Raw genomic sequence first — 22,149 nt, 5'->3', positions numbered from 1 at the left:
CCTCAACAATGGTTTTGGGGATTGCCGGGTGGGTTCCCCTCCATCCTACCCTTCCTCCCCGAGGAGGAAGGAACCGTGAAAGGCGTTCATCAAGTCCCCCTCAGAGGAGGGGGATTTAGGGGGAGGGATTCTGCCAAATCAAATATATTAGTCACTTATGCGAAACGCAGCACCGTACGAATGAGAGCGTGTATTAACAACGTCGGGGCGCACATGATACCGATTTGAAACGCACAAAACCCCAACTTCATGCCTGTCTCTACTTACTCACGGTCGGACGTGGTACAGATGGCAATTCAGCCTCAAAGAGAGCCGGGGGGGCAAGCGCCCCCCGGCTATAGGTTTCGCTGGCATCGCGGAACGGAGATCGGCGAACGCCTGACGGGATGTGCAGTACGTACCCCCTCTGCTGTATCGGCTTCTCTCGCTGTTCATGACACGCGTTGTTCTCTGGATCGGAATGGGGCTACTCTTGGGAGCCGGAACGCTCCACGCCCAGGAGCGCGATAGCACCGTTGTGTTCGACGATGTAGGCATGCAGCGCGACACCATCGACGCGTTTCAGCCGCAGCCCTACCCCATCCCCACGCACCTCATTCCCGGAAGCGTAACCGTGTGGCTGAACGGCACCGCCCTCCCCGAATCCGACTACACCCTCGACCTGGCGGCGAGCACTCTTGCATTTGACGACGACCTTGACCCCGATGATGAACTGGTCATCAGCTACCGGCGGTGGCCGCTCACCGAGCACATGACGCGTGCACCCGATCCAGACGACACGCCCATCGACACGCCGCCCGATGCGGACGAGGACCCGTCTGCCTCCGCGTATGACCCGTTTGAAGGCGTGCAGCTCAGCCGAAGTGGCTCCATCAGTCGGGGCGTTACCGGCGGATCCCGACGCGACGCACGCATCGAATCGGGGTTGCGACTGGATCTAGAAGGCGAGCTCACCGATGATGTGTTTGTGCGCGCCACGCTCACCGATGAAGACACGCCCATCCAGCCCGATGGCACCACGCAGCGTCTAAGTGAGTTCGACCGCGTGTTTATCGAAATCGACGCTCCGCCGGGCACCGCACAACTGGGGGATGTGGAAGCCTCGTTTCAGGCCAGTCCGTTTGCTTCATACGAGCGTCAACTGCAGGGCGTCCAGGTGCACACCACCTCCCTTGAAACGGAAACAATACAAAGTGATGTGCAGGCCGTAGGCGCTGTATCGCGAGGCACTTTTCGGCAGCAAGACATCCAACCCGAAGACGGTCTGCAAGGGCCCTACCCCCTGCGAGGCAGCAACGGCGAGCCGTTTATTGTAGTAACTGCCGGATCCGAACGCATCTTTCTGGATGGCGAACGCCTGGAGCGCGGCGAGAGCAACGACTACGTCATCGACTATGCACGCGGGGAAATCACCTTTACGAGTGACCGCATCATCACCAGCGACCGCCGCATCACTGCCGAGTTTCAGTACACAACCACGCCGTTCACCCGTTCGCTTCTGGGCACCGAGGCGGATGTGGCGCTGTGGCCTCGCTCCGACGGATCCAACCGGCTAGAGGTAGGCGCTACCGTGTTGCGCGAAGCCGACGGCGGCGACTTTGCGGCAGCGCTGGGCCTCTCCACAGCCGACTCCCTCGCACTGGTAGAGGCGGGGCCGAACGAGGTATTTCGACAAAGCGCTGAACCCGTCGAGTTCGACCCAGAGGCGCCGTTTGTGCAATACCGGCAAGACGTCATCGACACGCCCGAGGGCACGCAAGACACCATCTTTGTGGCCGTTACCGAGCGTCCGCCCGACGACGAACCGGTCTTTCGCGTGCAGTTCACTCGTGTAGGGCCTGGTCAGGGCCGCTATCAGCGTGGCGAGACGCAGTTGAACGGCATCGCGTACGAGTATGTGGGCGAGGGCCAGGGCCGCTTCGATCCCGTACGCCCGCTTCAACGCCCACAGGAGCGGCGCATTGTGGATCTGCGAGGCACGGTGGAGCCGGTCGCGGGGCTACGTGCCGGCGGCCACTGGGCACGATCCTCCGAAAACGTCAACCGCTTCTCCGACCAGCCCGGCACGCGCACCGAGGCCGATGCCTACCGCGCCCACATCACCGCCGACCCGCAGCCGCTTCGCGTGGGCACCACCGACCTGGGCACGATTGAGGCCGCCTGGGAGCGCGACGTGCGGGCAGCGGCATTTGAGCCGTTTGAACGGGGGCGCTCGGTCGAGTTCAACCGGCGCTGGAATCTGGATCGCACCGGCACCACGCTGCCCCAGGAGCTACGCGGACAGGCCCGCGAGGCTGCCGATGAAATCACCGCCGGATGGTCGCCTACCGCCTCCAGCGAAATCAGCGCCGGATGGGGACGCCTCACCATCGGAGAGGCGTTCGAGAGCACCCGCTGGGAAACGACCGGGCGCTATCGTCCGACCGATGGACTGCAGGCACGCTACAGCGGCGAATGGATTCGGAGCGAACGAGCAGCCGAGCGAGGCCGCTGGATCCGCCAAACCGGACGGCTCGCCTATGCCTCTGACACCGCGTGGCAGCCCGAGCTTGAGGCGCGTTTTGAACGGCGTTCGCAGCGCCCCACCGCTACCGACTCGCTGGCCGATGCCTCGTTTCAGCTCTGGGAGCTTACGCCGCGTCTGCACTACGAAACCAGCGCCTGGACCCTGCAAACCAGTGGGGGGCTGCGTGTAGAGCGAGAGGGCGCCGAAGGCGACCTGGCTCCATCTGCCCGAGCATGGCAGGCCGAAGCCAAGGCCGCGTACAGCGGATCCAGACGCACATCGGGCCAGTTGCGAGCCGCCTACCGAACCCGCAGCGTGCGCGACTTTTTTCGCCTCAACCGCGACGCCGCCGATAGCGAGACGATTCTGGTGAGCGGCGTGCTGAACACCGCCGCCTTTGACCGGGCGATGGACCTACAGGTCGATTATGAGGGGCGCACCGAGCGCACCCCCACGCTGCAGGAGACGTTTATCCGTGTAGGGCCTGAACTGGGCGAATACGTCTGGACCGGCCAAGGCGAGGACCGTACGCCGCAGCTAGACGAGTTCGTGCCCGAAACCACCCCCGGCGAAGGCGAATACATTCGCTCGTTTGTGCCGTCAGACTCGCTGATCCCCGTGGCCCGCGTAGATACGCGGTGGCGCCTCCAGCTGGATCCCGAACGGGTATGGGCCGATGCCGAATCGCACCTGCTCCGCGCCTTCGCAACGATGCGGAGCCGCTCCGAGATCAGCATTCAGGAAAAAACTGAATCGCCCGATCTGCTGCGCGTGTACCTGCTCGATCCGTCGCGCTACCGGCAACGCGGCACAACCGTCGACGGGCGCCTGCGGATTCAGCAAACGCTGGAGCTGTTTCCGCGACGCTCCCGTGCGGGAGGTGAGTTGGAGTGGACGCAAGAGCGGCAGCTTAACGAGCGGGCCGCAGGCGGCGAAGAGCGAAAGCGGGAAGAATTTGCTGCCGAAGCACGCTGGCGTCCGACCCGAGCATGGGAGGTGCGGCTACGCGGCTCCACCGAGCGCGACCGGGCCGATAGCGAAGCGTTTGGGTCCCGCACATATAACATTCGCACATGGCGCACGCGGCCCAGCCTACGCGTTGACCTGACCGACCACTGGCACGTGCAGGGGCGTCCGTCGTGGGCGCAAAAAACCGACCGCCGGGCCAACCGGCAGGCGCAGGTATGGCGGATGCCCGTCGAGGTGGGCTGGAGCCGCGCCCGACAGATGCAACTTACTGCCAATGCGGAGCTTGCCCATGTGGATCTGACAGGGGAGGCGCAGGGCCTTGCGCTGTTCGAGCTCACAGACGGACGCGGTCCGGGCACATCATATCTGTGGGGGCTGCAGGGCCGATATGTGTTTTCATCACTGCTGCAAGGCTCCCTCCGTTACAACGGGCGTGCCCCCGCCGATGCCCCGACCATCCACACGTTTCAGGTGCAACTCACCGCTACGTTTTAGCCTTTGTTGAATGGCCGCCCTGACATTTGATGCTTTACCACTACACGATAACCCTATCGGAAAGGAGCAGCGGCGTTGGTGGGGGAGGCGGGTTGTTGCGGACGCTGGAGCGTCCAGTCAAGCGTGGCGACGCGGAGCATCGCCACGAGAGCACTTAGCGCCCATCGACTCCCTACTTGCTTATCCCCCCAGGAATCAGAATGCTCCAGTTTATCGATTGACCTGAGCTGGGAAGCGCTGTTGGAGGGTGGCCACAAAGCGCTCGATTTCTTGTTCAGTGTTGTAATAGTGCACCGAGGCGCGCACCAGATCGGGCAGGTTGCGGGCGTCGGCATCCAGCAGGGTCGATGTGCGCGGACTCACAGAAACGTGCATCCCCTCGGTACGCAATCGATGCTTGACTTTGTTGGGCGCCCACCCGTCAATGCTGAACGTCACGATGCCGCTTTTGCGTACGCCCAGGTCGTACACCGTGGCGCCATGCACCTCTGCCAGCGCCGTGCGCAGTTGCTTCGCCAGCCGCTGCACCCGCGTGGCAATCGCCTCCAGCCCCACATCCAGCGCATACTCCACCGCCACCCCTAACCCAATCTTACCAGCGACATACCCCTCCCACGTTTCGAAGCGGCGTGCATCCGAGCGGATACGGTAGGCGTCGGGGCCAGTGAGCGTAGCGGCGTGTAGGTCGAGTAGCGGCGGCGTGAGGCGCTCGATCCAGTCGCGCTGCACGTACAGAAACCCCGTGCCCCGCGGCCCCCGCACGAACTTGCGTCCAGTAGCCGATAGCATGGTGCAGCCGAGCGTCTCCACATCCAGCGGCAACTGCCCAGCCGACTGACAGGCATCCAGAAGAAACGGCACTCCAGCATCTTGCGCAATAGCGCCCACCTCAGCAGCCGGATTGATGAGTCCGCCGTTCGTGGGGATATGCGTAAGAGCGATCAGCGCCGTGCGGTCGTCGATCTGCTCGCGCAGGGCATCGGTGGCGATTTGGCCGGAGGCGTCGCTGGGTACCACCTCGACAACTGCACCGGTCTCTTCGGCACGCTGTAGCATCGCAATGTAGTTGCTTGCATACGAGGCAGCAGTCGTCAGAATGCGATCCCCCGGCTCTAGGTCAAGCGCATAGAACGCCATGTCCCAGGCGCGCGTGGCGTTTTCAACAATCGCAATTTCCTCGGGATCAGCCCCGAGCATGCGGGCGATGGCGGTGTACGTCTGATCGAGCCGGTCGGCTGCCCGATCGGCAGCTTCGTATCCGCCAAACCGAGCTTCCTGCTTCAGGTGATTGGTTTGAGCGGTAAGAACCGACTCTGGTGGCAGCGCGCTACCCGCATTGTTGAAATGCAGAATGTCGGTACATCCGGGCGTGTCGGCGCGTACGCGGTCAATATCAATCATGCGTGGGGGGATGGTTTCAAGAAGGCCGTGATCGCGTTAAGGGTGGAGGTGGGGCGCTCCCACTGTGGCAGCAGGCCGCCGGGTACCTCGGCGTGGCTTAGCGCATCGGGATTGGCGTCGAGCAACGCGGGCAGCCGGTCGAAGCGCTGTACCGTCGGGTCGGGCGTTTGCGGGGTGAGCAGGAGCGTGGGGCGGTACAAGCGCGCGTACACTTCGGTATCCACCTTGCGCTGGAAGAGCGATCCATCCACGAAATAGCGGGGCGCGTATGGGGCTCCGTGGATACGCGCGGTATGCGCTCCGTATCGAATGAGTGCCTCGGGGATAGCGTCCAGAAAGACCTGGGTAGACAGGTAGCGGCGTAGCGACTGGGGACGAGTGAGCCAGAAGTAGGGAGCAGTGAAGGCGCCGAGGGTGGCTGCCGTTTTGACGGCGAGGCGACCAAACGGCGAGGGACCGCGATTAGCCGAGAGGCCGGTGGGGGCAATGAACACGCAGCGGTGCACGAGCGGAGCAGCCTGTAGCGCTACGGAGGCCGCAAACTCGCATCCAATGGAACAGGCGACCAGATCAGCGGGCTCCTCGCGCACCACCGTATTGAGCACTGCGTACAGCGCATCGTGGTAGATGTCTGGCGTATACCGGTAGTTGGGCCGATCGGAGCGCCCAAATCCGGGCCAGTCAACCGCATAGAGGGGGCGATTCGTAGCAGTAGCAAACCGCTCGAAGATCGGTCGGACCTCCATGGGCGAGGCTACGGCGTTAAGGCTGTGAAGCAGCACCAGCGGACGCCCGGTTCCCGGACGATGGTACAGGTGGATACGTCCAGTTTCGCCTTCGATGATGCGAGATGTCGCATTCAATGCCGGGGGGAGAGCCGTGGGCGGCGGAAGCTGACGATGGTAGAGCCGAGTCGTTAGCGCGGCGCCGGCCAGTCCGGCAGCGGCAAATCCGGCGCGGCGAAGCCAGGATGTGGAGGAGGCCATAGGGTATAGGACGCTTCAATGAGGAACCGTGAGACTGCATTTAAAAGTACGGGCAACCTACAGACCGGCGTTCCGTTGATACCGTGGCAATTTTGCAACAGCCCCTGTAGTTCAAGTGGATAGAACACAAGCCTCCTAAGCTTGAAATCCTGGTTCGAGTCCAGGCGGGGGTACAGAAGGCATTTGCGTACAGTCGGTTAGTGCAACATCGTAGCGTGCTGCACCGCTATGCAGCGAAGGGGGCATGAGATCGCCGCGTCAGTCGCAGGGCTCCCTCCTCGCGATGACAAGTTTGGACCCTAACAAGCACGTGTGACACAGTAGTAGCGTCTATCCACTACCAAAATGTCATTGCGAGCGGGGGGTGTAGAGCAGGTGTGAGCCTACGAGCAGGTAGAGACCGGTGCGCGAAGCGGTGGCCGCACGCACTGGAGGATGCGCGGCGGGCCAGGTGATGTGTTGCTGCTTTGCATACCGCGCCGCATCGTATAGTGCTAGATGGTGCGCATACACCAGCCCCACAGCGCGTCCGGTGGCAAACACATCGTGCGGGGCGTGGTCTTCGGTCAGGGTGCGCTGCGCCACACGGCTACCAAAAGCGTCGGTGATGAGCAGATGGGGGGCAGCTTCATCAACGATCCAGAACTCGCGCTCGGCACTGCGGGCAAGCGCGTGAGGGGTCCAATCGTCAAAGGGAACGTCGAAGGGCGTCAGGCGGCGAATGGTGCGGCGGCGGTCGTCGAGGTACCAGATCGCACGGGCATCGGATTCGAGCACCACCAGTCCGCCGGATGTCCCCGTGCGTACGGCATGCGGACGCCCCGTTCCCTGCGAGGCCCATTCGTCACGCCCGGTTTGAAAGGTGCTGCGTAGCGACTCATCGCGGTGAGAGATGGGTAGCGTTTCGAGGTGACGCCCCGTGTCATCAAACCGCTGGATACGTCCGTTGCCGGTATCAGCGACAAGCAGCACCTGACCGTTGGTTGGGTCGAGGCCCTGCGGACGGTCAAACTGTCCGGTGCGGCTGCCGCGTCCGCCGATAGTGTGCAGCGGCTCGCCCTGTGGATTCAGAACGTGAAAGCGATGCCGATCCGATTCGAGCACGTACAGACGCCCCCGCGGATCGCGGTGCAGGGCAGCAGGTGCCTCAAACGACGCCAGCGTGTCAACGGAGGCTGGATCGATGTGCAGGGTGTCCGGCGGGGCGGGGTCCGTAGGAGGCGACGATGCCCCTACATGCGACGACAACCCCGTGCATGTTAGCAGCAACAGGCTCCATAGGGCAGCCTGCTTGCTACGAAGGGATATGCTGCGTATCCATCTAATAATCAGGACTATGCCGACATGCATGGGAGGGTGCGGTCCGGTTACGCGGGGTGTTGGAGGCCACTCTGGGCGATGTCTCGACGCAGGGTTTTGCCCTCGAACTGGATGGCATCGGCCCCGTCGTAGGCACGCTCCACGGCGGTGGCAAGATCCGGGGCGGTGGCTACTACGCAGAGGACGCGCCCGCCATCGGTGACGAGCGTGCCGCTGGGGGTGCGGCGGGTGCCGGCGTGGATGACGTGTACACCGGGAATCTGCTCGGCCAGGCCAATGCCGTCAATGGGAACGCCGGTGTCGTAGTCGTGGGGGTAGCCCTGCGAGGCCAGCACGACGCCAACGCAGGAGGCGGCACGGGCACGCAGTTGGATGCCGGCGAGGGTGCCTTCGGCCACGGCTTGAAACGTAGCGACGGGATCGGTGTCGAGCAGGGGCAGCACCACCTGCGCCTCGGGATCGCCCCAGCGGCAGTTGTACTCCACCACTTTGGGGCCCTCGTCGGTGAGCATGAGTCCCACGTACAGCACGCCCTGGTAGGGAGTGCCCACATCGGAAAGGCCCTTGAGCGTGGGCTCAACGATGGTGCGGCATACGGTGGTGAGGGTGCCGCCATCGACAAGCGGGGTGGGAGCATAGGCACCCATGCCGCCGGTGTTGGGACCGGTGCCGCCTTCGCCAATGGCTTTGTGGTCTTGTGAGGGGGGGCAGACTACGTAGCGGTCGCCATCGGTAAGGACGAACACGCTGGCTTCTTTGCCCTCCATGAACGCTTCGATCACAACCTGGTCGCCAGCAGCGCCGAAGTCGCGGTCGTCCACGATGCGGTCGAGGGCGTCGTGGGCCTCTTCGCGGGTGGTGCACACGAGTGCGCCTTTGCCGCCCGCCAGTCCGCTGGCTTTCACGACAACGGGTACGGGATGGTCGTTTAAGTAGGCATGTGCTGCGTCGGATTCGTCGGCACTGAACGTGCGAAAGGCCGCGGTGGGGATGCCGTGCTCCTGCATGAAGGCTTTGGCAAAGGCTTTGCTGCCTTCAAGACGAGCCGCGGCGGCGCTGGGCCCCATGACGGGGTGGTCGTGTGCGCGCAGATGATCGGCAAGTCCGGCCACAAGCGGTGCCTCGGGTCCGATGATGGTGTAGTCGATGCCGTGTGCTTCGACAGCATCCTGTACGGCGTCATGATCGGCGGGATCGCAGTCCAGGTTGGTGCCACAGGCAGCGGTGCCCGGATTGCCGGGCGCGGTAAAGACGGCTTCGCATGACGGACGGGCCGAGAGGGCGCGGGCCAGCGCATGTTCACGGCCTCCGCTTCCGATAAGTAGAACACGCATGGGCGGTTCGCTTTTGATGGGATTAACACAGATACTGTACGTGCAGTGCTGTAGTATAGGAAGGCGCCTCCTTTTGTGCAGGCCCTGCGTCAGATTTTGCGGCGGCCTCATGCGTCGCGCCCTCTTTGCGGGGCTGCACGGAGGTCCCCGTTTTTTGAATAAGTATGGTGATGCCTGTGCCTCGTGTTTGGACGTTTGGCGTAAGTGTATTGATCGGTGTTCTTTGGATGGCCTGTATCGGAGCAGTTGGTCCGGCGGCTGCGCAAGAGCAGGAGCAGGGGGCCGCCCCTGAACAACGGACCGAGCGCGATCGACCGACCTGGGTAAACCCGCGTGCGTATCCGGCCACGGTGTGGGGCCCGCGCACAGGCATCGGGCTGGGCCTGGGGCTGTCGGTGCATAACCTGGGTCCATCACGCAGTCGCGGACTCGTTACCGCGGTGCCGAACTGGCATCAGCAGGTGGGTACGGTGGCATGGGCGCCGCAGTGGGGCCATCGCATTCTGGGGTTCACCGTGCTGGAGGGCCGCGTTTTTCACACACGGCGCGGCTGGTTCTATGGCGTTGGGCCGTTTCCGGAAGCCGACACGCGCCTGTCGCTGCATCGCACTCAGTTGCGTGGGGGGATGCGCGGGCGCTACCTTCCGTTTGGCACGTCGCGGCTGCGTCTGCACGCCCAGTTGCATGTGGTGCACGACCGCATCTACGACCAGCGCAATGACGATACCGACGCGTTTGACCGCATGGATGCGCAAAGCCAGGCGTATCTGCAGTCGTTTGGCCGAGCATCCGACGGGTCGATGCAAACGCGCAGCATGACGGGCGTACGTCCGCAGCTTGGACTCGCGTTCGATACCCGCGAACGCGAGCAGGGACCCCGCAGCGGCGTGCTGGCCCACGTGATGGTGGGGCACTATCTGGATGTGGGCAACAGTTCGAACTTTTGGAGCTACGAGGCGGACTTGGCCGGGCACCTCTCCCTTGCCGAGGGCCACGTTGTAGACCTGACCGCCAATGCCCGCATGGTACGCAGCACCAACGATGCGCCCATCCCGCCACCCTACCTGTCCGATTTGGATGCCTTTCGGATGCCGGGTGTAGCTCGCGGGCGCTTTCTGGCGCGCGACCGGGTCCTGCTGGGGGCGCGATACCGCGTGCTGGCAGCAACGCCGGGCAATCTACTTACGGTAGAGCCATACATCGGCGGCCATGCTGGGGCGGTCTACAATGATGTGACGGAGCAGTTTGCCCTGGAGGCAACAACCGAACGCACGCCGGCCCCCTCTACCACGGTGCCCCTGCGACTGAGCGCCCATGTGGGCATGCGCATTGCCCCTCGGTTTCGGGATGTCACCTATCTTGACGTAGCGCTGGGCGTTGGCCCAGATGGGATTACGGGCGTCCGCCTGCGCTTTACGCCCACCTACCGCCACCTCCGCCCCGATCACCACAACGACCGGTGGTGAGGGTTCGGAGGGACGGCATCCGCACAGGCATAATTACAGCCCGTCAGCCCCCTGCAGCGCACCGTCGAGGTGCTCGTCTAGCTCGGATAGCGACAACGTTTGCACAGTGGATTGCGTCAGATTGAACGTGCTGGCTGTTTCGCTCGGAATAAGCACAATACGCAGATCCGCATTATCAATGAGCGAACGCTCAAACTCCTCTTCGTCGTCGCTGAGCACCTCGTCAAAGAGCACAGCCACGTCAAAAATCTCGGGAGCAAAAATATAGTCGTAGTATCGGATGGGATTGCTGATGGGAAGCGGGTTCCAGAAGTCCGATCCATCAAGACGTAGATAGGCATTCACCACGCCCTGATTCGCGATCGCCGGGGTGAGCTCGGGAATGGTGAACTCACGAAAAAGGAGCGTGAAGGTATCGTTGTTGTCATCGCGTGTGAAGGCATCACCATCCAAAACAAGGTTTATCACGGTAACATCAACACTTCCGGGCGGCCCTTCGGGTCCTTCAGGCCCCTCTACCGTGTCGCATCCTCCGAGAAGCAGAACTGCTCCGGATATGAGCAACAAGACCACGAATCGAGTACCAAACAGCATGCGCATAGCAAAAGGAAGGGGTATTCATACATTCAGATTCGTTATCCAAACCTAACCAATAGGCCATCAAGAATCCATCGGTTCATCCCAATCCGATCCTGGAACCTCCACACTCCATCGTGTATCATGGCACCGGTGCGTAATGCCACCTGTTCATTTGCCCGTTTCACGTTTCACTTTGCTGTTCATGGCCGACGACGCTGCTCCAACCGAAGCTCCCATTGAAGACTACGTTCGCATCAACAACCTGCCCGACCACGACGGCGACACCGTTACACTGAAGGGATGGCTCCACAACAAACGCGGATCTAAAAGTCTGTACTTCTTGATCCTGCGCGATGGATCCGGCTACGTGCAATGTGTGGTAAGCGAAGGCGATGTGGACGAGCAAAGCTGGGCCGCAGCGGACGCGGCCAACCAGGAGACAGCGCTGTCGATTACAGGCACGGTGTCGGCCGACGACCGGGCTCCGGGAGGCTACGAAATTCAGGTGGATGCGGTGGAAACGATCGGCGATTCGGATGACTACCCGATCACGCCGAAAGAGCACGGCATCGATTTCCTGATGAACCGCCGCCATCTGTGGCTGCGCAGCGAGTCGCAGTGGGCCGTGCTGCGCATCCGCAACCAGATTCAGCAGGCCGTACACCGGTTCTTTCAAGAGCGCGGCTTTATCCAGACGGATGCGCCGGTGCTGACGGGCAACGCGGTAGAGGGCACCTCCACCCTGTTTGAGCTGGATTACTTCGACGACGAGTCGGCCTACCTCACGCAGAGCGGCCAACTGCACGGCGAGGCGATGGCGATGGCGTTCGGCAAGGTCTACACGTTTGGGCCGACCTTCCGCGCCGAGAAGTCCAAGACGCGTCGGCATCTTACGGAGTTCTGGATGATCGAGCCGGAGATGGCGTTCTACGATCTGGACATGAACATGACGCTGGCTGAGCGCTTCGTAACTCATATTGTGCAGGATGTGCTGCAGCACTGCGAGCGCGAACTGGAGGCTCTGGAGCGGGATACCACGGCTCTGCAACGCGTTGAGACACCGTTTCCGCGCATTAGCTATGATGAAGCAGTAGAGCTGTTGCGGAGCGAATCAACGGCGGAGCTGATCGATGCGCGCATTGACGGGCTGCACGAGGAGCAGGCAGAGTTGGAGACGGAACGCGAGGAAAATCAGAAGCGGCGCGGCCAGGCGAAGAAGCACATCAAGCGCCAGATCGACGCACGCGAGATTGAGATCAACAAGCGCATCAACGAGATCGAAGAGGAGCTACGCAACCTGCCCGACTGGAAAGAGTCGGCGCAGACCTTCGAGTGGGGTTCCGATTTTGGCGGGAGCGACGAAACGGTGCTGACGTGGCACTTCGACCGTCCGATTATCGTGCATCGCTTTCCGGCGAAGATCAAGGCCTTCTACATGAAGCGCGATCCGCACGACGACCGCCTGGCGCTGGGCATGGATGTGCTTGCCCCCGAGGGCTATGGCGAGATCGTGGGCGGCGGCGAGCGGGCCACCGACCTGGACTTCCTGCGCGAGCAGATCGACGCGCACGGGCTGCCGGAAGAAGCATTCGACTGGTACCTGGACCTGCGCACGTTCGGCGCGGTGCCGCACAGCGGATTTGGACTGGGGCTGGAGCGCGTGGTGTCGTGGATCTGCGGCCGCGAGCATGTGCGCGAGGCGATTCCCTTCCCACGTACACTTGGGCGGTTGCATCCGTAGGATGGTCGGGGATTTGTGATTCGGGACTTTGGACTGGGTGAAGGGGCGGCAACTTGCGATTGAAGGGAGCAGCACGGATATTGACCGTTGCTCGTCAGCCTGCAACTTTCCGCTCCGGCCCTGTCACCTCAGCCCTTGTCCCGTCATGACTATGCCACACATCACCCCGTTTCTGTTCGTTTTAGCGATGCTGCTCCTCCCTTTGTCAAGCCACGCACAGTGGCTCGATGGGGTTGGCGTGAAGGGAGGGCTCACAGCAGCCAGCGCAGACGATAACATGAACCACTTCGATTTTGACCGGCGCTCCGGGTGGGAAGCATCCGCGTTTGCCGAGAAACGGATCCTTCCATTTCTCTCTGTTCGGGGCGAGATTGGATACACACAGCGGGGGTTTGTGGAGTCTACGTCAGAAATAGATCCAGACGGCAACAAGGTGGCCCGCCGTGATGCTACAACGCGACTTGACTACCTGACGATGCCACTCCTGGCTAAGTTCAAATACAACACAACTCCACTCTCTATCTATGCCCTGTACGGGCATCGACTTGATATTTTGGTGGGTCGCAACAGTGGAGCCTTTGAGTTCTCAGAGGGCACTGTTGAAAGCGAGATTGCTGGTCTCTACGAATCGACGGTATTTGGGGGAGCGATAGGTATTGGAATGGAAACGAATCAACTCCCAACACGCCTGTTCATCGAAAGCCGCTACGACATCGACTTTACGGACTCCTTTGGTTCCGATATGTCTCGATCGGTCCGCAACAATGCCTTCAGTGTCGTTATGGGAATTGCTTTTTAGCCGGATAAGAACACATCGGAGCCATCCCCACCAAGACAGCCAGAACTTTCACGTTACTTTCTTGGGGCGTCTCGCGTCGTATAGATAAATCATTCTTAAACAACCGGTTCTTACATCATTGCTCACACTCTTCTATCTCTACTTATCGAGTTTTCCTCTTCTTTGTCGGGCTTCTCATTGCTATTCCGCTGGAGACAACAGCGCAAGTGTCCGGCGCTGAGTTTCAGCGCCTAACGCCCGCGTTCCAGTCTCAGGAAATCCATCCTCATCCGGCGCTCCGTGCGTTGGGAGAGGCCACCGTTGCCGCACACGGATATCCCGGGGCAGCACGCATCAACCCGGCCACTTTCGGGACGCCCGATCAGGTGCGAGTAGGCAGTAATGTATCGCTGGGTGGAAACGGCCCCCTGCCTAGTTCCGATTGGCCATTTGGGTCGACGTGGACCACCAATCCGTATATCGAGGCACAGCATGGACGGTGGGCCGGCGCCTACCAGTACCGCCGATTTGACGCAGGATCGATCCAAGATAGAGACAACATCCAGACGGCCCACACACTGTCTGCGGCGTACAATCTTTCAGATCGGTGGCGTGTAGGCGCAGGCGTAAACATCTTGTATGAGGCTATCTCTGGACAACGGCTTGACGTTGATGGTGAGCCGGCCTCTTCACGGCGCGGCGTATCGGTCGATCTGGGAGCGCACTACACCCGTTCGTTCGCCGTTGCAGAAGGTACGCTCCACACGTCTTGGGGCGCATCGCTCACTGATTTTGGTCCGCATGCTAATACGCCCGATGATGGCATTCCAGGAGCTCCGCCAGAAGAGCCGCTTCCCACGCGGCTACGTACAGGCGCTGCAGTAGGCTACGCCCTTCCGATCGGATGGGCCAATCGCTCGCCGCTCTCGGTAGATGTCTTTGGCGCACTCTCTAAGGACATGCAGGCCTATGACGAAAACGGGGATCTGTACGGCCCCTTCGCTTCGCTCATTCAAACCTGGAGCGCACAACCCGCGTTCACGACGTCTGCTACAAGCGATGAACAGGCCTCTCTGGGCGAACAGATTACGCACCATCTTGGGGCACAGGTCAACGTCTACGATATCTTATCGCTGCAAGCCGGGCGCTTCCATGAATCCGAAGCGCTTGGTGGACGCCAGTACACCACACTTGGATGGGGCGTGGACCTCTACTACGTAACGCTTAATCGGTCGTGGACGGCCTCTGCACATACCCCCCTTTTTGAGGACCTCGGACACTGGCAGATTACGGCACGCATTCCGTTGTCTGAGTCGCCACGCAATTTCTGGCCGTCACTGTTGGATCAGATCGGTCTGTAACATGCGTTGGCACCGTGCACGCGGCAGCACTCTTAACTCTTCTATGGAAAGCACTGCCTCCTGAGGCTGTAGCAAATACCTTCTGACAGAAGCCTCCTCACCTGACCGTCTTCGCAATCCAGCAACATATATCTATGAATCGCCTACTTCCCCTTCTGCTGCTGAGCGTTCTTGTTGTGCTTGGCGGATGCGACATGACAGACGACTGTGGCCCGTTCAAGAGCGAGGTCCGAACGACGGGCTTTTCCGGCGCCGCGTTCAAGGTGGACCCGGATGCTACGTTTGGATTCGAGTTCGATCTGGATGAGATTGAGGATGATACGCTGGCAGCTGGCGAACTGGGGCTTCGGCTCCAATTGGAGGGCGAGCTGTACGCCGCCGCGTCGCCTGAATCCCGAGAGATTCCGTCAGTTCAACTGATTCCTGCCGCCCACGCCTGCTCGCCACCGATTCCGGAGTACGACGCCACGATCCAAGATATCCGGATCTACAGCGATACGGATCTTGGTAACGCCTACCCGGCCGGCGAGAATCTTGCTGGCCTGTTCGACATCGCTGGGCGCCGAAACGGGCCCGGGATGCCCTACGAACGGGAGCCCCTCACCGACTTTTTGGAACGCACTCCACGTCCGGTTGACGTGCTGCTTTTTGTTCTCAACGACGTTCCGCCAGTCCCCACCGCCATGCAGTTCACCGTAGAGTACGAGCAAGAGGGCGAAGGGCTGGAGACGTACTCGTTTACGACCGTGCCGGTGGTGGTGGGTGAAACGTGAGAATCCGCTTGGTTGGCCTCATCGGCTCCTCCTCTCCTCGCGTCAAGGCCCCTGCTGATGCGCAAAAACCCGGATCCGGCCCTTTATCTTGCGCGTAGCCCGTGATAGATGGCCGCCCGGGATATCCGCTTCGCTCCTGATCCCGGGCTAAGGAACGGAACGACGTGAGTCAAACCCATAGCCGGGGACCGCTTGCCTCCCCGGCGATCTGGGAGCAAGTCGCTAAACACATACCTACCACTTATCATAGATCAGAGAGGAGCACCCATTTGAATACGCGAATCGTTAAGCTATCCTCCTTCCTGATTTTAGCACTGTTCGTAGCAGGGTGCATGATCCGGACCGAGGTGTATCAAAATCCTCCTGCGGAGGGGATAGTGCTGGATGCACAATCGTTTGAGCCGGTTGCCGGTGCCCAGGTCTGGTTTGAGGCGGGAGAGCCAAAGACAGAAACGGACCCGTACGGAAGATTTGCGCTGCCGTCTCAATACGAAACAAAGTATTTCAGAATGGCTCTGCCTGGTTCTTCGTTTGAGCGGATTCCCGTGTTTGCTGACCATTCAGGATCGGGCTCTGGTATAGCCTGGGCACACCAGTTTCTGAATGCTACTCAAGAAGCAGAAACAGCGCCCCTTGTCATCTACCTCTTTTCGGAAGATCGTGCACTGCAGCCTAGCGAGCATACTTGCGACCTGGACCGCGAGCAGCAGGCTGCTTTCAACCTGATCGACTGGCTCACAGACATAAATCAAGATGATCGGTTTTCAGAAGCGAAAGCTGAGTTGCCCGACCATCACACCTATTTGGGCGAGCAGTTATCCCATCAATTCTACTTCATAGAACGAGCATGCTCTCCAAATTACAGAATACACGAAGATAAAACAGACGCTTTGGATTACCTAATCCCTAACGAATAGGATTGCCAAACATCATCGGCACAATCCGCTGCGAATCAATCGGCGGGTGTTTGTAGTCGAGCTCGTCCTATTTCGGAGGCGGGACGGTAAGTTGCGTGGAAGGCGGCGCGGCGCTATATTGGCAGCGTCTTGATATTTGCATACGTCCGATCTGCAATGCCCGCTCGCTGTATGTTACTGTTGATCCAGAAACCATTCAGGGGGATACGCAGCGCTCTCCTCTGTCTGGGACTCGGCCTCGTGCTTGGCGGCTGCGCGCTCTCGGAGCCCACCAGCGAGCAGCTTATGATGCGCACCGCGTCCGTCAACCCCGATGAGCGTCGCGCGTCCCCCCGTCCGCCCTTGCGCGAGATCGTTGATAACGTTGAGATCCTGAACACGCATTACGTGACCTCCAGTCGCTACGAGCGGCACGTGGTGCAGCAAGTCTTCGGGGCCGAGGCGTCAGACGAGGGCACCCCCGATGCGTTCAATCCGCTCGGGCTGTGGAGCGGAGGCGTGGGGCTCGCGGCCGACGTGTCCGACCGGCTTTCGCTGGGCATAGGGGGCGTGCTGGGCGACCTGAATGCGACGGTGCGCGTGGCCGGTCCTTATTTCTTCACAGCGAGCCACACTCCGCTGATCACGAAAAACTACGAGTTCATCGCGCAGCGCCGTCTGCTGCACCCTTCTGCCGACCACGGGTGGGGCGTGAGCCTGGGCGCCTACTGGCAGCGGCTGCGCCTACAGCTCGGCGAGTACGTAGGCGATGCCAATGCCGAATCGTTTCAGCAGCGCACCGCAGGCGGACGCCTCTTTGTGCGTACGCCCGTTATCAGCCGGGGTGAGAACAGTCAGCTGCACGTTACGCTCATCAGCCGGGTGGGCGTCGAAACGGAGTTTAATACAATGGTTGTTGGCGTAGGCGCACGGCTCACCGTGCATGTACCGTAGTTCTCTGTGACACCTGAATGTTATGGCGGGAGGATCATGTCAAACTCTACGCCCCACCTCCCTCAAAACCTGTCATGGTACGTCTCCTAACCGCAAGGAAGGCGTAGGTTCAGGTGAAAGGTCTCGTAACGTCACAGCGTGCTGTGACGCTTCCAGGGCTGTTCGGGGCTCAGCAGACGCTGTACGATCGAGCGGCCCTGCTCATTTCGAGGGAGATTGTTACTCACTGCGTTCGTCAGTCGCTGCGCTCGTGTCAGACTCCGCACCTGCTAGACGCAGTTGCTCCGCTCAAGATGACAACATTAAAACAGGGTGCGTTGCAACCCAAGCTTTGACCTTTGACAGAACAGTAGGGACAGAATAGGAATGGATTCATCTGTCTGCAACGCTTTATATTATGGGCGTGGTGGGTAGATACTTAAACGAACGTTTCACCACACACCCCGTCTCCCGATACGCATCCCCACGGGCGAACTCCTGCGTCCCGATCGAATAGGAGAATTGTCTACTCTTTCGTTGCCTGTCGCTTGTTTACTCTATGGACATCTCCCAATTCATCGAGCGCTGGTTGGCCTCCGGCGGCTCCGAGCGGGCCAACTACCAGCTCTTCCTGAGCGAGCTGTGCGATGTGCTGGAGGTGCCCCGCCCCGACCCGGCCTCCGACACCACGCGCACCAACGACTATGTCTTTGAGCGACGCGTGCAGTACGCCCACGACCGCACCCGCTCGCACGGCTTCATCGACCTGTACAAGCGCGGCTGCTTTGTACTCGAAGCCAAGCAGGGCAGCGATGCTCCCACGCCCACCGAGGCCGAGCAACTGGGCGTGCGCGAGCCCATCCGCAAGCTGGGCACCGCCCGCCGCGGCACCCGCCACTGGGAGCGCGCCATGACCCGCGCCAAAAATCAGGCGTTCCGCTATGCCAAGGGCCTGCCCGACCGCGACGGCTGGCCGCCGTTTCTGCTGACGGTGGACGTGGGCCACTGCATCGACGTCTACTCCGACTTCGCCCGGCAGGGCAAAAACTACGTCCCGTTTCCCGATCAGCAGCGCTACCGCATCCACCTGCAGGATCTGGCCGACCCCGATATTCAGGAGCGGCTGCGGCGCATCTTTACCGAGCCGCTCACGCTCGACCCCACGCGCCGCGCCACCGAAGTCACCGTGAACCTCGCACAGAACCTGGCACAGGTCGCTGCCTCGCTCGAAGCCGATGGCTACGCCGCCGACCGCGTGTCGGGCTTCTTGATGCGCTGCCTCTTTACCATGTTCGCTGAAGACGTGGGGCTCTTGCCCGAACGCCGCTTCCACGACATGATGAACCAGTACCGCGGCCACCTCGACACCTTCCCGCAGGCGCTGGAGCATCTGTGGATGACCATGGACGAGGGCGGATTCGAACCCAGCTTCCAGTCCACCATCCGGCGCTTTAACGGCCAACTGTTTGCGGATGCGGAGGCCCTGCCCGTCTCGGAGGCCCAGCTCGAACTCCTGATTGACGCTGCCCTCGCCGACTGGTCCGAAGTCGAGCCTGCCATCTTCGGCACCCTCCTCGAACGTGCCCTCGATCCCCGCGAGCGTCATAAGCTGGGCGCGCACTTTACGCCGCGGGCTTACGTGGAGCGGCTGGTCGTGCCCACCGTCATTGCGCCGCTGCGATCGGAGTTCGAGGCTGCGCAAACCGCTGCTGTAGCCATGGAGGCCGACGGCAAAGAAGCCAAGGCCCGCGATCAGATCGTGCAGTTTCACCGCCGCCTCTGCTCGGTGCGCATCCTGGACCCCGCCTGCGGATCGGGCAACTTTCTGTACGTGACGCTGGAGCATCTGAAACGCCTCGAAGCTGAGGTGCTCGACGTGCTGCACGACTATGCCGGACAGCAATCGCTCGACATGACGGGCGGCTACCGCGTTTCGCCCGAGCAGCTCCTGGGGCTGGAGGTGAACCCCCGCGCTGCCGCCATTGCCGATGTGGTGCTCTGGATTGGCTATCTGCAGTGGCACTTTCGCACCTATGGCGATGCCGAGCGCCTCGACGCGCCCATCCTGAAAAGCTACAACAACATCCGCCATCAGGATGCGGTGCTCGCCTACGACGAAAAGGAGCCCCGCATCACCGACGACGGCACGCCCGTGACGCGGTGGGACCGCCGCACCTACAAGGAAGACCCCACCACCGGCGAGATGGTGCCCGATCCCGACGCGCAGGAGCCGGTCTACGACTACACCAACCCGCGCCCCGCCCCCTGGCCTGAAGTCGATTTTATTGTGGGCAATCCGCCGTTTATCGGCGCTAAAGATGTGCGGGAGGCGCTGGGCGATGGCTACACCGAAGCGCTACGCGATGCGTATTATCGCAAAGTACGCCAAAGCGCCGATTTCGTGATGTTCTGGTGGTACAAGGCCGCCAGAGCCGTACGTGGCAAGCTGGATGGGTGGGATGCGAGTGCGGAGCGCTTCGGGCTGATTACCACCAACAGCATCCGGCAGACCTTTAACCGGAAGGTGATGGAGAAAGAGATCAAGGCCAGTCCGCCGGTGAGCCTGGTCTTTGCGATCCCCGATCATCCGTGGGTCGCCTCCGCCGATGGGTCGGACGTGCGCATTGCGATGACCGTGGGCGCGGTAACCGACCAGAAAGGCACGCTGCAAACCGTAACGCGCGAGGAGCAGTCCACCGGCATTCACTGGGATGTGGAGCTGGATGAACGCATCGGCAATATCCTGCCGGACTTGACGATTGGGGCGGATGTCGCGGGGGCGGAGCCGTTGGAGGCGAATGAAGACATCAGCGGTGTTGGGGTAATGCTTGCCGGATCAGGATTCATTGTTGAAAAAGAAGAAGCGCATGCACTTGGGCTGGGAGCGGTTGATGGCTTGGAGAACCACATTAGACCTTATCGTAATGGCCGAGACTTGGCACAAGAGTCCCGTGATGTGATGGTAATTGATCTATATGGTTTGGAGGCTGAGGAGGTGCGGAACCGTTTTCCGGCTGTATATCAGCATGTCAAGGAGCATGTGAAACCTGAACGCGAACAGAATAGAAGAAAGTCCCGTCGAGAAAACTGGTGGATATTCGGCGAGCCTATTAGCACACTGCGACCAGCTTTCGAAGATATAGAGAGATATATCGCCACACCTGAGGTGGCTAAGCATCGTTTCTTCCAGTTCCTCGACTCAGCGATTTTGCCAGATAAGAAGCTGGTTGCAATCACACTCAGCGACGCTTTCCACCTTGGGGTCCTATCCAGTCGTATCCATGTTCTTTGGTCGTTGGCTGCTGGCGGAAGATTGGGAGTTGGAAACGATCCTGTGTATGTAAAAACCCAGTGCTTCGATCCCTTCCCCTTTCCGGCGGCGAGCGAGGCGCAGAAAGCGCGCATCCGCGAACTGGGCGAGCAGTTGGATCGGCATCGCAAAGAGCGGCTGGCGGCGCACGACGGCCTCACCATGACCGGGCTCTACAACGTGCTCGAAAAGGAGCGCGCCGGCGACACGCTGACTGAGGACGAGCGGCAGATCCACGAACAAGGGCTGGTGGGCCTCCTCAAAGAACTGCACGACGATCTCGACGCCGCCGTCGCCGAGGCCTACGGTTGGCCCGCCGACCTGTCGGAGGATGCGATCCTGCAGCGCCTGGTGGACCTGAACGCCGAGCGGCGTGCTGAAGAAGAGCAAGGGCACATCCGCTACCTGCGCCCCGCCTACCAGGACCCCGACGCCAGCACGCAGGCCGCGCTGGATCTGGAGATCGAGCTCAGCGGCGATGGCGCCCCCGTCGAGCCGCTGCCGTGGCCCGGCACACTGGCCGAGCGGGCGCAGCTGGTGCGTCAGGTCGTCGAACAGACCGGCGACCCGCTCACGCCCGAGCAAGTGGCGCGGCACTTCCACCGCGCCCCCCGCGCCAATGTCCGCGACCTCCTCGACACCCTGGCCACGCTGGGCCACCTCACCCCGACCGACGATGGGGCGTTTGTGGGGTGAGAGGAAGCTGTCCCATCTGTCGCCCTATTTGCGGGGAGAGACCGTCCCTAACTAAGCACGTCTCCTCCATTGCATACCCCTACATCATACCATTCCCTTACCGCCAAGCGCTCTATACATGGGAGGCATCTACGCGCTGTTTGATGCACATTGGGAGGGCCGACATATGGTTGCATCCGAACGACAACTATTCAGATTTGCGCCCTGTCGGAAGAATCGCAGAACGAGGGGATAGCTCACTTACGCGGGTTCTTTCCTCTGATCGCACCACATGACCTACGCACCAACCAACGAATTATATCATGGCTCGCTCAAAAGGAAAAAACAGCGCCCAGATGCAGCAGGCAGAAGGGACCTGGAAGCAGTTTAAGGGATACGTTCAGGAAAAATGGGGCGACCTGACCGGAGATGAGATGGATCAGTTCGAGGGCAAACGCGAACGCCTCGAAGGGTACCTTCAGAAGCAAACAGGAGAGAAGCGAGAAGCGGTCCAGAAACAGTTGGACGAGCTTGCCGAGAAGGCGGACTACACCTTCTAACGAATGGCTCCCCCGGCCTCGCAATCGGGGGAGCGGTTTTCTTTCGCATACCTATCCACTAAACGC

Annotated in this window: 15 protein-coding genes and 1 tRNA gene; 11 read left to right on the top strand and 5 right to left on the bottom strand. The window is 61.0% G+C overall.

Going from position 1 to position 22,149, the window contains the following annotated elements; all coding sequences use genetic code 11:
- The first annotated feature begins 433 nt into the window (after positions 1-433).
- Positions 434-3,970, top strand: a complete 3,537-nt coding sequence (locus ACZ5AL_RS06880) for a hypothetical protein (RefSeq protein WP_464513082.1) — start codon at positions 434-436, stop codon at positions 3,968-3,970.
- 210 nt (positions 3,971-4,180) lie between these two features.
- Here ACZ5AL_RS06880 and ACZ5AL_RS06875 read toward each other — a convergent pair whose 3' ends face one another.
- Together ACZ5AL_RS06875 and ACZ5AL_RS06870 are read right to left on the bottom strand one after the other, a co-directional pair.
- The gene (locus tag ACZ5AL_RS06875) at positions 4,181-5,371 is read right to left on the bottom strand and encodes an aminotransferase class V-fold PLP-dependent enzyme (RefSeq protein WP_464513081.1); all 1,191 of its coding nucleotides are present in this window, start codon (positions 5,369-5,371) and stop codon (positions 4,181-4,183) included.
- Positions 5,368-6,357, bottom strand: coding sequence for an alpha/beta fold hydrolase (locus ACZ5AL_RS06870; RefSeq protein ID WP_464513079.1), 990 nt, complete (start codon positions 6,355-6,357; stop codon positions 5,368-5,370). The genes ACZ5AL_RS06875 and ACZ5AL_RS06870 overlap by 4 nt, the downstream gene beginning before the upstream one ends.
- A gap of 100 nt (positions 6,358-6,457) precedes the next feature.
- On the opposite strand from ACZ5AL_RS06870, the gene ACZ5AL_RS06865 reads away from it, so the two are divergent.
- Positions 6,458-6,530 (top strand) — tRNA-Arg (locus ACZ5AL_RS06865).
- Positions 6,531-6,705: 175 nt separating this feature from the next.
- Here the strand turns inward: ACZ5AL_RS06865 and ACZ5AL_RS06860 are convergent.
- Together ACZ5AL_RS06860 and purD are read right to left on the bottom strand one after the other, a co-directional pair.
- On the bottom strand, positions 6,706-7,605 hold the full coding sequence (locus ACZ5AL_RS06860; protein WP_464513078.1) for an NHL repeat-containing protein: 900 nt from the start codon (positions 7,603-7,605) through the stop codon (positions 6,706-6,708).
- Positions 7,606-7,724: 119 nt separating this feature from the next.
- A complete protein-coding gene (gene purD / locus ACZ5AL_RS06855; RefSeq protein ID WP_464513076.1) occupies positions 7,725-9,011 on the bottom strand; it encodes a phosphoribosylamine--glycine ligase in 1,287 nt (428 codons plus the stop codon).
- Between the two features lie 176 nt (positions 9,012-9,187).
- Here purD and ACZ5AL_RS06850 point away from each other — a divergent pair, with 176 nt between their 5' ends.
- The gene (locus tag ACZ5AL_RS06850) at positions 9,188-10,477 is read left to right on the top strand and encodes a hypothetical protein (RefSeq protein WP_464513075.1); all 1,290 of its coding nucleotides are present in this window, start codon (positions 9,188-9,190) and stop codon (positions 10,475-10,477) included.
- Positions 10,478-10,510: 33 nt separating this feature from the next.
- On the opposite strand, the gene ACZ5AL_RS06845 is transcribed toward ACZ5AL_RS06850, so the two are convergent.
- Positions 10,511-11,077 (bottom strand): hypothetical protein, encoded by a 567-nt coding sequence (locus ACZ5AL_RS06845; protein ID WP_464513073.1) that lies wholly within the window; start codon positions 11,075-11,077, stop codon positions 10,511-10,513.
- 181 nt (positions 11,078-11,258) lie between these two features.
- On the opposite strand from ACZ5AL_RS06845, the gene ACZ5AL_RS06840 reads away from it, so the two are divergent.
- The 8 genes from ACZ5AL_RS06840 (at position 11,259) to ACZ5AL_RS06805 (ending at position 22,083) form a co-directional block, all read left to right on the top strand.
- On the top strand, positions 11,259-12,797 hold the full coding sequence (locus ACZ5AL_RS06840; RefSeq protein WP_464513072.1) for an asparagine--tRNA ligase: 1,539 nt from the start codon (positions 11,259-11,261) through the stop codon (positions 12,795-12,797).
- Positions 12,798-12,948: 151 nt separating this feature from the next.
- On the top strand, positions 12,949-13,596 hold the full coding sequence (locus ACZ5AL_RS06835) for a porin family protein (RefSeq protein ID WP_464513071.1): 648 nt from the start codon (positions 12,949-12,951) through the stop codon (positions 13,594-13,596).
- A 206-nt stretch (positions 13,597-13,802) separates the two neighbouring features.
- Positions 13,803-14,936 carry a PorV/PorQ family protein gene (locus ACZ5AL_RS06830; protein ID WP_464513069.1) on the top strand — a complete coding sequence of 378 codons (1,134 nt, stop codon included), beginning with the start codon at positions 13,803-13,805 and terminating at the stop codon, positions 14,934-14,936.
- Positions 14,937-15,070: 134 nt separating this feature from the next.
- Positions 15,071-15,709, top strand: a complete 639-nt coding sequence (locus tag ACZ5AL_RS06825; RefSeq protein ID WP_464513068.1) for a hypothetical protein — start codon at positions 15,071-15,073, stop codon at positions 15,707-15,709.
- Positions 15,710-15,978: 269 nt separating this feature from the next.
- Positions 15,979-16,626 carry a peptidase associated/transthyretin-like domain-containing protein gene (locus ACZ5AL_RS06820; protein WP_464513067.1) on the top strand — a complete coding sequence of 216 codons (648 nt, stop codon included), beginning with the start codon at positions 15,979-15,981 and terminating at the stop codon, positions 16,624-16,626.
- A gap of 171 nt (positions 16,627-16,797) precedes the next feature.
- Complete coding sequence (locus ACZ5AL_RS06815; protein WP_464513066.1) at positions 16,798-17,559, top strand: hypothetical protein; 762 nt, start codon at positions 16,798-16,800, stop codon at positions 17,557-17,559.
- A gap of 538 nt (positions 17,560-18,097) precedes the next feature.
- On the top strand, positions 18,098-21,544 hold the full coding sequence (locus ACZ5AL_RS06810; protein ID WP_464513065.1) for a class I SAM-dependent DNA methyltransferase: 3,447 nt from the start codon (positions 18,098-18,100) through the stop codon (positions 21,542-21,544).
- Between the two features lie 302 nt (positions 21,545-21,846).
- Complete coding sequence (locus ACZ5AL_RS06805) at positions 21,847-22,083, top strand: CsbD family protein (RefSeq protein ID WP_464513063.1); 237 nt, start codon at positions 21,847-21,849, stop codon at positions 22,081-22,083.
- The last annotated feature ends 66 nt before the right edge of the window (positions 22,084-22,149 follow it).

The organism is Natronotalea proteinilytica (assembly GCF_055379935.1).
The sequence above is the reverse complement of the archived record's forward strand: the minus strand, read 5'-3'. Positions and strand labels throughout refer to the sequence as shown.